At 39.1% G+C, this 16,398-nt stretch carries 14 protein-coding genes and 1 tRNA gene; 8 read left to right on the forward strand and 7 right to left on the reverse strand.

Translation table 11 applies throughout. The annotated features are described in order from the left end of the window. The first annotated feature begins 171 nt into the window (after nt 1–171). The gene (locus GQR93_RS11990; protein ID WP_004466455.1) at nt 172–783 is read left to right on the forward strand and encodes an ECF transporter S component; all 612 of its coding nucleotides are present in this window, start codon (nt 172–174) and stop codon (nt 781–783) included. After that, the gene (locus tag GQR93_RS11995; protein WP_004466453.1) at nt 784–2,226 is read left to right on the forward strand and encodes an aminotransferase-like domain-containing protein; all 1,443 of its coding nucleotides are present in this window, start codon (nt 784–786) and stop codon (nt 2,224–2,226) included. Between the two features lie 160 nt (nt 2,227–2,386). On the opposite strand, the gene recQ is transcribed toward GQR93_RS11995, so the two are convergent. Further along, nucleotides 2,387–4,150 (reverse strand): DNA helicase RecQ, encoded by a 1,764-nt coding sequence (gene recQ, locus GQR93_RS12000; RefSeq protein ID WP_004466451.1) that lies wholly within the window; start codon nt 4,148–4,150, stop codon nt 2,387–2,389. 422 nt (nt 4,151–4,572) lie between these two features. Here recQ and GQR93_RS12005 point away from each other — a divergent pair, with 422 nt between their 5' ends. From GQR93_RS12005 to GQR93_RS12015, 3 genes are all read left to right on the forward strand, one after another. Continuing rightward, nucleotides 4,573–5,205 carry a DUF1700 domain-containing protein gene (locus tag GQR93_RS12005; RefSeq protein WP_159298799.1) on the forward strand — a complete coding sequence of 211 codons (633 nt, stop codon included), beginning with the start codon at nt 4,573–4,575 and terminating at the stop codon, nt 5,203–5,205. Then, nucleotides 5,202–6,098, forward strand: a complete 897-nt coding sequence (locus GQR93_RS12010; protein WP_004466445.1) for a DUF4097 family beta strand repeat-containing protein — start codon at nt 5,202–5,204, stop codon at nt 6,096–6,098. The genes GQR93_RS12005 and GQR93_RS12010 overlap by 4 nt, the downstream gene beginning before the upstream one ends. A gap of 262 nt (nt 6,099–6,360) precedes the next feature. After that, the gene (locus GQR93_RS12015; RefSeq protein ID WP_004466444.1) at nt 6,361–6,756 is read left to right on the forward strand and encodes a hypothetical protein; all 396 of its coding nucleotides are present in this window, start codon (nt 6,361–6,363) and stop codon (nt 6,754–6,756) included. A 264-nt stretch (nt 6,757–7,020) separates the two neighbouring features. On the opposite strand, the gene GQR93_RS12020 is transcribed toward GQR93_RS12015, so the two are convergent. The 5 genes from GQR93_RS12020 to GQR93_RS12040 all read right to left on the reverse strand — a co-directional run bounded on the left by GQR93_RS12020 (nt 7,021) and on the right by GQR93_RS12040 (nt 12,097). Further along, complete coding sequence (locus tag GQR93_RS12020) at nt 7,021–8,235, reverse strand: FRG domain-containing protein (protein ID WP_004466438.1); 1,215 nt, start codon at nt 8,233–8,235, stop codon at nt 7,021–7,023. 271 nt (nt 8,236–8,506) lie between these two features. Beyond that, on the reverse strand, nt 8,507–9,316 hold the full coding sequence (locus GQR93_RS12025) for a hypothetical protein (RefSeq protein WP_004466436.1): 810 nt from the start codon (nt 9,314–9,316) through the stop codon (nt 8,507–8,509). 325 nt (nt 9,317–9,641) lie between these two features. Further along, nucleotides 9,642–11,234 carry a DUF5776 domain-containing protein gene (locus GQR93_RS15460; protein ID WP_225442032.1) on the reverse strand — a complete coding sequence of 531 codons (1,593 nt, stop codon included), beginning with the start codon at nt 11,232–11,234 and terminating at the stop codon, nt 9,642–9,644. Nucleotides 11,235–11,646: 412 nt separating this feature from the next. Beyond that, nucleotides 11,647–11,718, reverse strand: a tRNA-Arg gene (locus GQR93_RS12035). A 55-nt stretch (nt 11,719–11,773) separates the two neighbouring features. Continuing rightward, nucleotides 11,774–12,097 (reverse strand): hypothetical protein, encoded by a 324-nt coding sequence (locus tag GQR93_RS12040; RefSeq protein WP_035444656.1) that lies wholly within the window; start codon nt 12,095–12,097, stop codon nt 11,774–11,776. A gap of 180 nt (nt 12,098–12,277) precedes the next feature. Between GQR93_RS12040 and GQR93_RS12045 the strand changes: the two genes are divergently transcribed. Genes GQR93_RS12045 through GQR93_RS12055 form a run of 3 tightly spaced genes read left to right on the forward strand, consistent with a single transcriptional unit; the run spans nt 12,278 to nt 15,434 of the window. Further along, complete coding sequence (locus GQR93_RS12045) at nt 12,278–12,925, forward strand: NAD(P)H-hydrate epimerase (RefSeq protein ID WP_004466427.1); 648 nt, start codon at nt 12,278–12,280, stop codon at nt 12,923–12,925. Between the two features lie 45 nt (nt 12,926–12,970). Beyond that, entirely contained in the window at nt 12,971–13,534 is a 564-nt protein-coding gene (locus GQR93_RS12050) for a M15 family metallopeptidase (RefSeq protein ID WP_004466425.1), read from the forward strand. Between the two features lie 19 nt (nt 13,535–13,553). Further along, nucleotides 13,554–15,434 carry an FAD/NAD(P)-binding protein gene (locus GQR93_RS12055; protein WP_004466422.1) on the forward strand — a complete coding sequence of 627 codons (1,881 nt, stop codon included), beginning with the start codon at nt 13,554–13,556 and terminating at the stop codon, nt 15,432–15,434. Between the two features lie 279 nt (nt 15,435–15,713). Here the strand turns inward: GQR93_RS12055 and GQR93_RS12060 are convergent, their stop codons facing one another. After that, the gene (locus GQR93_RS12060) at nt 15,714–16,340 is read right to left on the reverse strand and encodes an LVIS_2131 family protein (protein WP_004466420.1); all 627 of its coding nucleotides are present in this window, start codon (nt 16,338–16,340) and stop codon (nt 15,714–15,716) included. Between the last annotated feature and the right edge of the window lie 58 nt (nt 16,341–16,398).

The raw sequence follows: 16,398 nt of genomic DNA on the forward strand, positions 1-16,398 counted from the left end.
CTAAGACGGTTTTGACGTGGATATGGCATTGGCTAATACCAAAACCTTTTCCAAATAAATGGTTGGATTTTTTCCCATCCAATTGGCGGTTTTTATCCATCCCTATTATTTTTATACTATTGGTATCAATTTAAAACTTTAATCACCATATAGAAGGGAATTATGTAAATTATGAACTCATTTCGCCACCAAACAACTCAACGTCTTGTCTTGCTTTCAATGTTTATCGCCATTATTATTGTTCAATCACTGGTGCCTTTTTTAGGCTACATGACGATTGGTGTCGTCAGTATTACACTTATTCAGCTAACTGTCGCCATCTCTGCTATTCTACTGGGAAATCGGGCTGGATTGATGACCGGTTTTGTCTGGGGGCTTCTTTCATTTATCCGCTCATGGACGTCTCCAAGCAGCCCGTTGGAAGTTCTTATGTTTCACAACCCGTTCATTGCCATTCTCCCAAGAGTTTTAGTGGGACTTCTTGCCGGAATCGCTTATAATGTGATCAGCAAACGAAAAAATGACATTTTAGCCGCTAGTGTAAGCGGTTTAGTCGCATCAGTTACAAATACCGTTCTAGTGTTGGGGCTGAGTGCCTTTTTCTTCATTGGCCTTCATGCAACTATGGGAACCGTTTCCGGTACCCAATGGCTTTGGATCTTATTGGGGATTGCCGGAAATAATGGGATCTTTGAAGGTATCTTTTCATTTGTCGTGACACCGATTATTGTGACGCCGCTACTAAAATCAAGTCATTTAAAACATCTTTTGCAGGGAGACTAAATGATGGACTGGTATCTTGACCGTTCTGCCCATACCTTTCGTTATCAGCAACTTATTGACCGCATCCAAATCGGTATTCAAAATGGCGAACTTTTACCTGGTGAGAAATTACCCTCAGAGCGTCAATTAGCGCAGCAACTGGGAATAGACCGCTCTACGGTTAACCGCGCCTATAGTGAATTAGCTGCCAGTAACATTGTTTCTCAGGCTGTCGGCCAGGGTACCCGTGTTAAAAAGCAGCCTAATGCCGATAACCACTCAAATTGGTTGGCATACTTACGAACACAATCTGATCCTTTGGAACCACCGTTTGAACCAACGGACCAAGCAAGCCGACTGGATTTAACGACTAACATTCTTCCGCCTCAACTATGGCCGACACTGCCACCGGTGAAATTCCCCCATTATCTGCCAAGAGACGGGTCATCAAACGCTGTTCTGGGATTATCAGGATTACGACATTGTATCTTAGAGGCGACCGTTTCAAAGCAACTAAATGCCAAGATCGATGATACGCAAATTTTGATTACTTCCGGTATTCAGCAAGCTTTTACACTTTTGGTTGAAGGTCTACTTGCACCCGGTGATTCGGTTGCAATTGAGTCACCCTCCTCATTGAATCAATTAAAAATTTTTCAATTGCTGGGCATCAGAATTTATCGAGTGCCGATTACCCAAACCGGTCGACTCAATTTGTCCCAGTTGGCTAAACTAAAACGGCAACACCAAATCAAACTGCTTTTTGTCATGCCAAATTTACAAAATCCCACAGGTGCAACCATGACACTTGAAGATAGGAAAGCCTTGGTAAAGGCCTGCCGTGACTTATCACTGCCTATTGTAGAAGGTGATCCCTTCCAACCATTGTCCCAATCCAAAATCCCGACATTATTTTGTTTGGACCCCGACAACGTCATATATGCCAGCACACTCAGCTTGTTGATGGGCACTCAAACTCGGATCGGTTGGTTATTCGGGCCGGCACACGTCATGTACCAATTGGGGATTTTACGCGATAAACTCGGGGAAAGAATCGGAATGGCACAACAATTAGTCGCCCAAGAATTCTTATGTAGTCCGGCTTTTAAAGATCAACAGAACCAATTACACCAGCGTTTATCGGCTAAGAAGGAACAGTTATTGTTGAAACTGTCCCCGCTGATAAAGTGTGATTGGATTAGCATCACCCCTTCTCAAACCGGTTTTTTTCTCTGGATTAATTTACTGCACCTGCCGCAACTTCAACCACGGGATTACGTTCTTTTCCGTAAGTATGGTTTGTTGATTTTGCCAGCGCCCTACTTTGGTAGTCCAACGAATGGCTTTCGCCTTAGTTTTGTGGCTTTAGAGACCGATCAACAATTCGATGATATAGAAAGTCGCATGGACAAAGCTTTAAAAACACTGCATCAAAAGTTTAATAAAATTCCAAAAAATAGTTAGCCGGCCTTTATCAAAGGAACCGGTTCAAAAAAGCAGCCCATTAACGTTATCTCAACGAAAAACGTAGAGACAATATCAGTTAACGGACTGCTTTTATTCTACTCAACCATTATTCCAGCTTGAGGGCTTCGGCCAACTGACGTCTTCAATGGCTTTTTACTTAGACTTTCACGTCATCTTGATAACTCGAAATCACTTCAAGGAATTGATCGCCATACTTATCCAACTTACTCTCCCCAACACCTTTAACATCCAATAGTTCAGATGCGTTGGTAGGCATTTCGGAACACATTTCATGTAGTGTTTTATCTGAAAAAATAACGAAGGGCGGTACACCTTGCTTTTCGGCCAATCGAAGACGCAATTGACGTAATTGTTCAAACAGCTCATCATTTACCGGTAAACTCTTAGTTGCCTTGGCTGCCATTTTACGCGAAACCTTCTCTTTTCCCTGCAGCACCGTTAATCCCAAGGCCGTGACTTTTAAAACAGGATATTGACCACCATCAGCGGCCAAATACCCTGCAGCCGTCAAATAATCAATTAATTCCGCAATTTCCCTTTTTGACCGTCCTTTCATAATACCGTAAGTTGAAAGTACGTCAAAGCGGAATTTTTTGATTTTTTGATCCTTGGATCCCGCCAGTACTTGAGCAACCAGTGTTTTCCCAAAATGTTCATTCATCCGGCGAACACACGACAATACCTTTTGCGTATCAATTGTAATATCTTGAGAATCCCTGGTATCAAGGCAATTACTGCATCGGCCACATGTAGGCCCATCCTCCCCAAAATAGTTAAGAATGAACTGCTGTAAACATTGTTCCGTATTGGCATATTGCGTCATAACCTGTAGTTTTTCATATTCACGCTGCTTACTTTGTTCGTCACGATCAGACTGGTCGATGAAGAAATGTTGCGTTTGAACGTCTGCTATTTTAAATAATAAAATCGCTTCACTTGGCAAACCATCCCGTCCGGCTCGACCCGCTTCCTGATAATAAGCTTCCAAACTTCCGGGAACCGAATCATGAATCACAAATCGGACATTGCTTTTATCAATTCCCATTCCAAACGCATTAGTCGCAACCATAACCAATGCTCTATCATATAAAAAATCATCCTGGTTTTGCCGACGTTCTTCTCGACTTAGACCGCCATGATACATCGTTACCGAGAAATGACGCTTCCGCAGCAATTTTGTCAAGCGTTCAACTTCTTTACGTGTACTGGCATAGATAATCCCTGACTGATCCGAGTTAAGCTTCAAATAATCGAGTAAATATCGATCGCTGTCTTGATCTTTAACAACTTTGAAGGATAAATTATCCCGTTCAAAACCGGTCTTAACTTCATCTACAAGGTCTAAGCGTGCCTTTATGTCTTCGGCAACTCGCGGTGTGGCAGTCGCTGTCAATGCGACGATTGTGGGCCGTGTCGGCAGTTCATGCAGCCGATCGGTTAGCGCTAAATAGCTTGGTCGAAAATCATGTCCCCACTGCGAGATACAATGGGCTTCATCAACGGCAACCAAATCAATCGGTAGGCTGGCCAACTGTGAGAATGCGCCCGAATCAAGTCGCTCCGGGGAGACATAAAGTAACTTAACGGCCCCTTCTCTGACTTGTTCAAAGCGTTCGTCAATTTCTTCAAAGCTCAACGTGCTATTAACAAAGGTAGCGGGAATGCCGGTTTCATTCAGGGCATCCACTTGATCTTTCATCAATGCAATTAGTGGTGACACGACAAGTGTTACCCCTTTTAACAGCAACGCCGGGATTTGATAACACAACGATTTCCCGCCGCCGGTCGGCATAATGGTCAAGACATTTTTATGAGCCAGAATGTCGTCAATAACCGCCTGCTGTCCCGGTCGAAAGCTGTCATATCCGAATTTGGTTTTTAGAAGTGCTTGGGGTGTCATTGGAATTTTCTACCTTTCTGGAAATACGGTTTACATTAACTATGTACGTCAAAATGTGCCAAGAATTTTTAAAAATACTTGAATTAATGTCAAAAATCATTTCTTCCAATAGGATACCATGTTTAAGCGACAACTTTCATTCATTTTTGGTCAATGTTAGCTGCACGCTTAAATAACCATCTGCTAAAGCTTCTTAAAGAAACATCCCTTCTTTTAGATAGTCAAAAAAACAACTCCAAATCCAATGATTATTTCATTGACAAACTTAAATTTAAGAGGTAATCTTTAGCCAAGATAATGTTATATGATATATAGTATTGCTGATTCAACAATATGCAGTACTAAATAGCTCCTGTTCGCTACATAATTATTGCCAGCACCGATCCAATACATCCAACTAAACAATTTGGAGATGAGCTCTCATGAACCATTACATGGAAGAATTCAAATTATTATTAGACCAATTAACCGTTGACGAAAGGACAGAAGTCACTCACTTTTATCAAGAATACTTACAGGACGGCCACTTTGATTCTTATAATGCATGCGTTAAAGAATTAGGAACACCGCGCCAGCTTGCAAGAAAGATCTTAGCTGATTACTCAATTAAAGCCTCAACTGCTCCAAGAACTGCTTCCTCAAAAAAGCAACGCTCAAAAAACGACGTTAAAACCATTTGGCTCATTTTATTAGCACTATTTTCTTCACCCGTCGCTATCCCGCTTATCGTTGTTGCAGGCGCCCTTCTGGTAGCAGTAATTGCTGTGGCAGGTGCACTCATCATCAGTCTAATTGCCATATTCTTTACGGCCGTTATCAGCGGACTTTGGTCGGCAGCAATCGGGGTCAGCACCATATTAATACAAGTTTGGACCGGACTATTTTATCTTGGCATTGGCTTGTCGTTTATTGGCATTTTAGTCATGCTTGTTCCGGCATTTAAGAATTCAATTGATAGATTGATCCATAAAATGACACTTTTTTCAAAATGGTTATATGATCAAATCATGCCTAAGAATCAGGCTGAAAAAAAGAGAAGAGGTTACCAACTATGAAAAAAACATTTCTAATCGGATTGTGCATTTTTATTTTTGGTATTATCTGTTTTTCTGTTGGACTTAGTCATGGCGGTTACAAAACTGTTTATTGGGACCATGGACTTAATATTGAAGGTGTTGGAAAAAATAGAGAACGTTCAGCATATTTTACAAAAGTTAAACAACTTAAAGTCTCTACCTCAAACCCGGTAACGATTCAAAGAGGCCCGGTTTCAAAAATCAAAGTAACCTATCCTGATAAAACAACAGTTACTAGCACCAATGGCCTCTTAAATGTTCAGGGATCCAAGCATTGGAAAAAAGCCTTTGTTTTATTTGGGTTCCACACCGTCAGAGATAATTTTGGCAATACGGTTATTACAGTTCCTAAAAACACTAAATTTAACACAATCAATTGTGATATTAACGAATTTGATAGTGATAACTTGGATGGTCACGTTACTCTTAACGGCCTCTCAACAAAACGACTCTCCTTTTCTGGCGAATCCCATCTTTCACTTAATAACATTGCGGCATCTGATAAATTAAAAGTTGATAACATGGGACGAATTGCGATCTCTTCAAGTAACTTTAAAGACGGTTCGGTTCACAATGATTTTGGAAGAATCAACTTAAAATCCAACAAATTTGACCGCTTATCGGCCGAAACAGATGCCGGCAATATTTCATTTAATACGCAGAACGTCTCAGAATATTTTTCTGCCAACAGCCAAGCCGGTTCGATCGACGGTCGGGTTAAACGAAACCATCGAACCCAAATTTCTGCTTCAACGTCTGTGGGCAGTAAGTCCATCTTTGGGCACTCAGTTAAGAAATATGGTCATTCAAACATCAAAAATCCTGTCACCTATCGATTTATTACCGAAGTTGGCCACATAAGGATCAAATAAGCTGACATCTAGACAATAAGTAAATCCTAAGCGTATCACGAGCATTCATCCAGCACTTAGGATGTCAACTAAGTCATAACAAAAGCCATCACATTGAAGTGAACCCTTAAAGTTGTCCAAGTTTAAGGGTTCACTTTACATTTTCGGAAGAAAGCTGATGGTTTTTTGTTTGTAATATTATAAAGGTTACTTATATGCAGGGTGATGATCGACAAAGTAGCGGTATCCTGTAGGTAAAACAACTCAACAAGCAGGTGAATATATGCCAAGAAAGCGACTTAATAAGTCCAAACATCGAACATTTAAAATGACGTTATTGATACTCTTATCGATAATAGTTCTGGGAATATTTTTATTCTTCTATATGGGATACAATGTTAAGTACGACCTGCGAGTTCAAATAGACTCACTTTTGGCCTCTCATACAGAAAAACATCTAAGAAGATTGAACACTATTTCAGTTAACAGAGAAACTTTTTGTTTCCTAAAAAATTCTCCCGACAGTAAAATAGGCGATCTATCAGATTTTCAAGGAAACCTCGGTGACTCAAGCGATGGCTATTACACGGGGGCAATTAACGGCAGGACTACCGGCATTATTATGACCAAGGAGAATTATCATTGGCAACTCACGTCCATCCAGATTTACAAGAAGTAATGATTAAATAAAAAACGAAAATGCCATAAAAATAACAAATCCAACATTTTCGTGATTATTTCGCCATTTGATAATACAGTGAAAAAGCGGATACCAACACATACCAAAGTAAAAACATGGCTACTAACATAAATACCTTGAGAAGAATATTTTGAACAGGCAAATCAGCATATCGATTATCAATCCAGTTGTTGGAATTTTTTTCTTTTATATGTGGTTTCGAACCAAGCAGGATCAAATAAATGATTATTATATTAAATATCCTCAGTCTTCTTGTCTCAACACTGCATTCTGATAAAGCCCCAACTTTAAATATTGACAAATATGATCATCATCAAGAAATAAATTTTTTTGATTTATCCCAAAATAATGATCAAGTTCATATAAAATTCTCCGTTTGTTTGCTATCTGAATTGTCCTATAAATGGGGATTTCATGCCCAATTACCGATCGGCCATCCTTAAACGATTGCTTACCAAAAGAATCTTGATTATAAAAACCGCTTGAGTCGCTTAATTGAAAAATGAATCTTCCACTTTGAGCTCTCATCCTATCAAAATTAATTGTTGGTTTTAAAGTAAAATAAATGTTTGGAATAAAATGATTGCCCCCGACAGATGTCGTTCTTGCTATATCAATAAGGAATCCCAGAAGATTTGGAAGGCTAGTATATGTTGGCATCTGTTTGACATCTTTTACATTGAAATCCCTGTATGCATATGTCATATAATTCTCATATGAAGTAGATAATCGAGAGTCTGATTTCTTAACCATTTTCACAAGGTCAGCAATGTTGGCTGTTAACTCGCCAATTTCTTTTTGCCATCCGTCTTTTTGAAAATGACTTTGACCTAGATATTTTTGAATATTCGGAATTAACTCGGATTCAATATATCTTTCAATATATTTCTTCTTATTTGAAAATATGCCTTGTGTTAGAACTTCACTAATTTTAGATGTAAGATTGCTAATATTAGTCTGAGAAAATATATCAAGAGATTTTAATTGGAATGAATATTCTAAATATTTAGGATCTAACGGAATAAACATATCAGGATCAAATATGTAAACGTAACCTGGGCTGAATTTACTTTTATTAAGATTAAGCGCATCACCACAAGCAAAGTAAAGAGCAACTAGTGGTGCAGTTGTTACATCTAAAAGCGGAGTCGGTATTCCATGATGTTGACAATATGCCAAAAAATTTTGATCTATCTCAGCTGATCGATTATTTGTCTCAGCGTGAAACTCATTTAAAATTGAATTTAAACCATAGTCAGTTATAAAACTATAGAATGTCCTTGTCTCCACTGAATCATGCCGTTGAAATGTCTTCGTCTCTGAATGAACCCTTCTAAATAAAGTAGCCATATTTTTACTATCACCATTATCTTTACTTTCCCCTCTGAAGAGAAATGGTTCTAGTGGAAGCTTTTCAATAACTTTTAAGTAGCTTGAAACTGTCGATATCTTTTTCATATATTTCCCCACTTTACATACAACCAATAATATAACTGAACTAAAACAAAAAAATTGCCTATCTCTCAGCGACTTTCCTTAACAAACTCGATTCAATTACTTATGCGTCCCCCGAGAACTAAATGGCGGTTCTCGTACATTCACATAATTTCAAAAATCATTGACCTAACAGCATTCTTCAAAAATTATCTATTCAGGATTGAACATATTTTGAATACAAATGCCGTAAGAATGCCGTAAAAAATTAACTAGCTGGCGGGCAGATACATAATCACTTTCGTTTGAATTTGATATTAGAACTATTCTTAATATCTTTTCGCATAAGTATTCTTTCTTTTTGGTTAAATATTTCCATGTTATCAACTATCGCTTTCTTAAACCATTGGTTTGCCAATGATTTTGGCTTGGGAGTAGCGGTTGAATTACTTAGCCAATAATTATTTAAAATTCTCCAAAGCAGGGTTCTCTTCCAATATGTCATAATTCGCCACAATATATAAAACATTGCAAACAAAATTAATTCGTACACAGCCATATATATGTCTGCTAACAAAAGATTGCTAATACAGGCAATCAAATCTATATAGCAAAGCAGTTTAAAAGTTCCTTCATAGCTACTCGAAAAACGTAAATATATTTTTAAAATACTTAACCGCCTTTGTACATTACTATCTTGGTTTTCAATAGATAGTGCTTCTTGAACACTTAATGCAATTCCTTCAGTAATTGGATACTGAATATTATTTTTTTGCATAACTCCAAAAAGATTAAAAAACCTTAGAATTATTAATTTATTAAAATTGTAAAAATTGGTTGTCATGAATGGAGGAACGTGTTCATCAAAAAATTTACTTGAATGTTCAAATAAATATGCACCTGCCACGAAAGCAATAAAAAATGTAGAAATATTTCCACTTTGCAACTGTGAGTGGTTATAAGACTGATTATAAATAAAAAATAATAATCCAATCCAGTTAAGCGTTGGAAAGATAGCTACAACGCCTAATAATATGAATGTAAAATTCAAACATGTATAAAATGTTTGTCCACTTTGTTCATACAATTCACCTAGATTAATCATAGATCACACCCCAAACAGGTTTAATCATAACTAAATTCCAAGCAATTTACCACACCATTTTTACGCTATCTCATTGCTCTTAGCGTTTTTACTAACTACCGATTTACAAAAAATGCAGTCATAATTAGCTAAGTTGAGGTTTCATAGGCTACTGTATACCTAATAGCAATTTTTAGCCATCCTGCTATCAAGAGATAACGTACAAAGTACCTCGTCATAAATTCGCAATCAGGATGTTCTTTAAATCTGCCCAACAAAAAAGTGGCGAACCTTACTTCACCACTTTTTCGTCAATCTAATATTCTGATTTATTTAATCATGCTTTTTAATAATTACCAGCAATGATTAACTTCTTATTTGCTGTGACATAATGTCCGTTACTCAATTGATAACGAGTCGTTAAATTATGCTTAACCAGCTTCTTAACGGTCAAACGAACACCCTTCTTGTAGTGCTTAGCTTTACCAGTTAAGTTAGCTGACTTGTAAGTGTTAATCCCTTTTTTAGCAATCACAGTAATTTTCTTTGATTTTGGAACGCCTGCGTAATAAACTGGTACAACATATTTGCGACTAGCAGTAATATAACCAGTCTTGCCAGCAGTCTTACGGCCATGGTTTACATCACGAACTTTATATCTCAAAGTACCATTACTAGTTCGCTTGTAACCAGTAACAACAAACATTGGCCGGTTAATCCGTTTTTGCTTAGGGTACCAAGCAATTCGTTTACTCTTGGTGAAGCTGGTACTCTTATACAAAGCGATCTTCTTAGTAGCATAAACAGCTTCACCTTTAACAGCAATGTTAGGACCTACTGAAGTAGAAGGTTTCGTTGTCGTGGTTGGTGTAGAACTACTTGAACTAGTTGTTGACGAGGAGGAAGACGAATTAGTTGGTACATTAGTGGCTGGTGTAAGGGGTGTTACTGGAACAGTAGTAGTACCAGTATTACCACCGGTTGAACCACCACCAGTTCCGCCGCCATTGGTAACTGTTAATGTAAAGGTTGTGTCTCCATAACCATCGGCAGTTAGTGTAACGTTATAAGTTCCAGGGGTCTTAGAAGCAAATTCTTGCGTTACAGTCTCACCCTTATTATTAGTTACCTTAGCAACTGTTGCACTGGCAGGATCGGCATTAAAGGTTGACGCCGTAATAGGTGTATTAGCCGATATAGTTGCATTCTTACCATTGACATTACTTGCAAAGGTACCAACATTGAGATAACCACTGTCTGCACCACTTGTATTCCAACTAGCGTAGTACAGTGGATATACGGCACCATTTTTTAGCGTGTCGCTATTTGAAATGTATACCGGAATTTTAAGCGTAAAGTCTGCACCGGCTTTCAGTGTACCCCAAATACCAACGGCATTAACTTTTTGTTGATCAGTAAGCGTACCATCTGGTTTAAAGTCATAGAAACCAGATGCCCCAGCATTAAATCTTAAGCCTTCTGGCCATCCTTCGGTTCCAGCCCAAATATCAGTAGATGGAACCCCAAGCTGCGTTGGTGTCAACAAATAGTCTGTACTTGTTGCACTCTTACCAATTTTGAAAGCTGGCCCACCATCGGAATTAGTATCTGCAAAAATTACGGCCTCATTCAAAAAGACATCTTGAGTACTTGTATTTTTTATTGGAATGTTGATCGTTAAATCTTTAACGCCCTTAGAAATATAAGTTGTAGCACGACCATCCTTATCATTTCCCGTACCTGCATAGACAGTATCTGCACCATCTGCTGTAAGATACATTGCCTGTTGGATTTGCGGCAAAGTAGTTGGACTTTCAGGAGTAAGTGTCTGCGTCATATTACCAACGACATTTTTAACAGGACTTTGAACACCATCAGCCTTAGCTGTGATTTCAAAGCTTAGAGGACCCCCCCGCAAAATTGTTACTTTGTAATCCAATGGCACCGGCTAACCCTAATGAGGTTAACAGTGTCACAAAAATGATTCTTGATTTCTTCATGAAAATACCCCCTATAACTTTAGTCACTACGAAATAGCCTTCATTCTTATTAAGTAGTGAGATTTATAACACACCCTAAGTATATACATGTGTATTTTGTTCGTCAATTCACTTATTCTTTTTCTTTTTAAAATTAATTATTTAGTTATATACATCTTAAATCAATTCAATTGCAATTAGGTGATTCAGATGCCTCACTGGTTTTAAACACTTACCCCCACTTAGATGAAAGTATAAAAAAAGAAACCACTGAAAAATTCAGTGATTTCCTCGCAAATTAACGTAAATGCTGCAAATGTGCCGCAAGCATTTACACAAATGCTATAGTAACAGCATGTAACGACTATTTGATGCGTCCCCCGAGAGTCGAACTCGGATCATGAGGACCGAAATCTCATGTGCTATCCATTACACTAAGGACGCCTTACATTTATTAATTATAGCGTTTTTTGAATATTAATACAACCACAAAATCAACTTACATTTCCGCCGCTTTGTTAGCTTCGTCTTCTAAATACCCTAAAAGCTTATCGGTATTGGTCTCAAAGTCTTGTTCAAAAGAATCGGTTAACGGTTGAATTTTTTTAGTCACCCTATTTTTCAAATCAAATACCTGAAGTTCATTACCAACAAGCTTGCCTGTGTCATAATGACCGTCTTCCGCGTAGTCTAAATAAGCCTGAAAAGTCTCTTGAATCGTCTGGCGCATGACCTGCTCTCTTGTTACCTTGGGGTCATGTGCCTTTTTAATCGCAAATTTATCTTCAAACTCGCGCATATTTTCCGGATATTCCAATGACATTTTCTCCAACTCCTTTAATGATTTTTTGAATCATTTCAAAATCAACTTTGCCTACTTTAATAATTTCCATATTATATTGTACCACGGTCGGAAATCGGGTTTATCACTTGCTTTTTTTGTCATTTTAGTCGACAATTGAAATTGTATGATTGTCATTTTTTATTAAGGGGGTTTTTAAATTTGACACAAACAATTACAGTAGAAGAATCACGTCAACTGGATGCCAAAACCATTAACGAAATAGGCATCCCTTCCTTAGTGTTAATGGAACGTGCCGGCCTTAAAATTTATGAAAATATGCTTGATAATAAAGACCTCGATTTAAGCAAAATTCTAATCCTCGCCGGCACCGGTAATAACGGTGGCGACGCTTTAGTGGTTGCCCGACTTTTTGCCACTCACGGCTATCACGTTCATACATTAACCGTAGGAAATCCCGCTCATGCCAGCGATGACCACATTGCTCAAGCAAAGATTTGTGATTACTATCAAATTCCAAAAGTCTTTTTAGATGAAAAATTTGATAAATACACTACAATAGTTGATGGCTTGTTCGGCAGTGGCCTTTCACGTAATGTCGGTGGGGACTTTGCTACCGCAATCGACAAGGCAAACGCATCAACCGCCAATATTCACGCTATAGATATTCCATCCGGCTTAAACGGCGATACCGGCAACGTTATGGGAACCGCCATCAAGGCAGCTTCTACTTCAACAATTGCCTATCCAAAGGTTGGCATGGAAAAGGATCAAGCCAAAGCATACACTGGTAAAATTTATGTTGATGACATTGGTATCTACCGTGGCAACCAATTCGAAGGTGAATAATTATTAGCGCCTGCCACTCAATAAAATGGAAAAGAGGAACCGCACATGACCAGCAAAAAGGATCAAGGCTATTTAAACGTTCACGACGTTGACCCCGACATCATCGTTGATCTCAAGTACGCAACCACCGATAATTTTACCCATCAGATTGTTTATGATTTCGACCAGGCAATTTCCAGAATTTACACCGTTAAAAAGCTTGGAAACGCCAGTAAGATTTTGAAAGATCAAGGTTACCGGCTTCGTATCTGGGATGCTTATCGTCCAATCTACGCACAAAAACGGTTATTTGAAGTTTACCCCGATCCAATTTGGGTAGCTGAGCCAAATCCCAACTTTAGTCACCAAAAAGGTGTTACATTTGACCTTACCTTAACTGACCAAGCCGGCAATAACATGGAAATGCCGACACCATTTGATGATTTTACCGGTCTGGCAAAGCGTAGTGAAAAGCCAAACTGGTCAACAGAAGCGCAAAAGAACTACGATATTTTAAATCACGCAATGACGCAGGCCGGCTTTGTCGGTTACGAAAACGAATGGTGGGACTACCGCGATTCGAACGCTGACGAGTTCGGTCCGCTTGAAGTAGATCCAAAAGATTATTAACTTATTTAGGAGAAAACAAATGGAAGTTGGAATCATTGGGGCAGGTCCAAGGGGTATCCTTGTGACCTCCCAACTATTTAATCAATATAAATATAACTCTGATCAGTCAGAACCACTTTCAATTACCTTGTTTGACCCATATGGTGTCGGCGGCCGGGTTTGGCGCAGTGATCAATGGGAAGGGTTAATTATGAATACCCCAGCTGATCAGGTGACTTTGTTTACAGATGAATCCGTTAATATGACCGGTCAGGTTTTCGATGGCCCATGCCTGTTTGAGTGGGCGCCCAGCCACGAAGCCCATGAATATTTAACAACACATGGTTATTCAAATCAGATTATTGATGCCGCCGATAATCTTGGCAGTAAAGATTACGCACCACGAGTACTGTACGGTGCCTATATCCAATGGTTCTATGATGATTTATTAAAATTAGAACCGGAAGAAGTTACGACGACTGTTCATCCTGAACAAGTGACCGCCCTTAACACGCAGCCTGACGGAAAGGTGGTTCTTCAAACGCCTGATCACAGCTTTACTTTTGATAAAGTCGTCATGGCTCTTGGTCAACAGGATAATTACCTAAACGATTCCGAACAGGCACTGGCTCAGTATGCTGAAGATAATCATCTAAGATATCTGGCACCAACTCATCCGGGAGATGCTGATCTAAGCGGTATTCCCGCCGGTGAAGATATTATTATTCGTGGCCTTGGCTTGAGTTTTAATGATTATATTTCTGAGCTAACACTTGGCCGTGGCGGTCAATTTATGCATAACCACGACGGTAGTCTTTCCTATCAACCATCCGGACGCGAACCAAGAATCATTGCCGGTTCACGTCGTGGGATTCCTTATTATCCAAAAGCCGTTAGTGAAAAAGGATACGGCGAACAGGCCGAACCCGCTTTTCTAACCGATGCCAAAATGGATGCTGCATCAGTTAACGGCAAGTTACCATATGCCAAATTTATCGACTTATTAAAATTAGATATGGCATTAGTTTACTATAGCCTGATGATTGATGAACGTTATCCAAGCAAAAACGCAAGTCAGTTTAAAAAAGACTTTATCGCAGCTGATGACCCAGAAGCCGTTGTTAACGCATTTGGCTTTGATGAAGAAGATCGCTTTGATTGGGATTACATTTTGAATCCATTTAAAGACGTTCAAGCTGTCAGCACCCAGAACTACCAGTCAATTATTCTTAATTGGCTGGATAACGTCACAGTTGATGCTAATAAGGGTTCTAAGACCGGGCCATTGGGCTCATCGCTAGAACTACTACGTGATTTTCGAACCCAAATTCGGCAAATGATTGCTAAAGAACGCCTATCAAACGTTGACTATATCAACGATTTTCTCGGAAAATTCGACAGCGATAATAATTTCCTATCAATCGGCGCTCCTGCCCTTCGAAGCGAACAGCTTTCCGCACTCATTCGAAGTGGTATTGTGGTCATTTTGGCACCGGGAATGGAAGTCAAGGGTGAAAACGGTTGGTTTGTGACCGCTGCGCCTAAACGAAATACCGACAAATTCAAATCATCGACATTGCTTGAGGCCAGAGTTCCGAAACCGGATTTGGATATCAGCGCCAATCCGGTTTTGGAAAACTTAGTGGAAAACGGACGTGCCAGAACCCGCATTCTGCAAGCGGACCAAAAGGAAGTTCGGATGGCATCCGTTGATGTTGATCCAACGACTGACCAATTACTAAATAAAGCCGGCAATATTGAAAATGCGATCTATATTTGGGGACTTTCTTTAGAAGGGCTCAGATACATCACTTCTGCGAGTCCTCGTCCGGGTGTTAATGATCCGGCATTACAGACCGCCGACAAAATTGCGGCAGACGTCCTAAATGTGCCAAGTGCTAAAAATGTTCAAATGAATTAATAACTGACTATTTTCGCTTCGCATAACTCATTAGGCTACAAGAAATGGTACTCTCTCAATCTTTTTTGATTAAGAAGGTACCATTTTTTGTACTGATTATTGTCTTAAATTCCCAAGGAGAACCCAACTGTGAAAGCAAGCATCAATAAAAGAATGATGGGTAGAACGTGAAGCCAAAACCGAAAAATACTCATCAGCATTCAACTCACCCTCATACTTAATCAGAAATAATCAGCTATGATGCACAATTGATTTGTAGCGATTTTTAGTCGTTCGACATCATTTTTCAACTGTCATAAATGACTTATCCGGAATTCGGATTAAATTAAACCGGTCAGCCTGCCGACCCGCATGTAATCCTATTCCGTTGAACCAATTCTTCTTGTATGTCGTTGTGACCGTTCCAACCCATGCGTGTTGATAACGATCATCCAAATGATTCAGCCATTCCTTATTCCACTTGTAAGCTTCGGCCTGAACGTTCAAGTTCGATTTGCCGTAAACCACTGTTGCACTTGTACTGTCTGTCTGGTATTTTCGCCCTTCAACATAGTATGTATATCGTTGAATCGGCTTCCGGCCATTTCCATTATTAACCGTAACGTAATCGGACTGATCGGTCTTGTAACGAATAATCAACGGCTTGTAAGAGTAACTAACACGAACCGCATTCGGATTAAGCTTTTTGACATCCTGGAAAAATGTCGTATAAGACATCCCCCAAAATACCAACAAAAAGACAACCAGTTCGCCACAAGAAATCCAAAAGTTCTGCCAAGTAAATGCTTTCTTTTCTTGAACGATTACTTTTAGGCGTCGACTACGCATATCGTGAACCATCCAAATTAAATAAATGAGTAGAATAAGCCATAAAGCCATTCCAATTAAATTCCAGGTGGATTCCATGTCATTCAATTCCCCTTTTAACAATAATTATGATTTCAGTGTACACTAATATTAAAGA

Source organism: Lentilactobacillus hilgardii (genome assembly GCF_009832765.1).
Taxonomy (GTDB): domain Bacteria; phylum Bacillota; class Bacilli; order Lactobacillales; family Lactobacillaceae; genus Lentilactobacillus; species Lentilactobacillus hilgardii.

Excerpts from the sequence above, each read along its gene's own strand:
- GQR93_RS12020 (WP_004466438.1), bottom strand. The coding sequence starts at position 8,235 with ATGAAAAAGATATCGACAGTTTCAAGCTACTTAAAAGTTATTGAAAAG.
- GQR93_RS12050 (WP_004466425.1), top strand. The coding sequence starts at position 12,971 with ATGACCAGCAAAAAGGATCAAGGCTATTTAAACGTTCACGACGTTGAC.
- GQR93_RS12005 (WP_159298799.1), top strand. The coding sequence starts at position 4,573 with ATGAACCATTACATGGAAGAATTCAAATTATTATTAGACCAATTAACC.
- GQR93_RS12055 (WP_004466422.1), top strand. The coding sequence starts at position 13,554 with ATGGAAGTTGGAATCATTGGGGCAGGTCCAAGGGGTATCCTTGTGACC.
- GQR93_RS12025 (WP_004466436.1), bottom strand. The coding sequence starts at position 9,316 with ATGATTAATCTAGGTGAATTGTATGAACAAAGTGGACAAACATTTTAT.
- GQR93_RS12040 (WP_035444656.1), bottom strand. The coding sequence starts at position 12,097 with ATGTCATTGGAATATCCGGAAAATATGCGCGAGTTTGAAGATAAATTT.
- GQR93_RS12060 (WP_004466420.1), bottom strand. The coding sequence starts at position 16,340 with ATGGAATCCACCTGGAATTTAATTGGAATGGCTTTATGGCTTATTCTA.
- GQR93_RS12015 (WP_004466444.1), top strand. The coding sequence starts at position 6,361 with ATGCCAAGAAAGCGACTTAATAAGTCCAAACATCGAACATTTAAAATG.
- recQ (WP_004466451.1), bottom strand. The coding sequence starts at position 4,150 with ATGACACCCCAAGCACTTCTAAAAACCAAATTCGGATATGACAGCTTT.
- GQR93_RS11990 (WP_004466455.1), top strand. The coding sequence starts at position 172 with ATGAACTCATTTCGCCACCAAACAACTCAACGTCTTGTCTTGCTTTCA.
- GQR93_RS12010 (WP_004466445.1), top strand. The coding sequence starts at position 5,202 with ATGAAAAAAACATTTCTAATCGGATTGTGCATTTTTATTTTTGGTATT.
- GQR93_RS11995 (WP_004466453.1), top strand. The coding sequence starts at position 784 with ATGATGGACTGGTATCTTGACCGTTCTGCCCATACCTTTCGTTATCAG.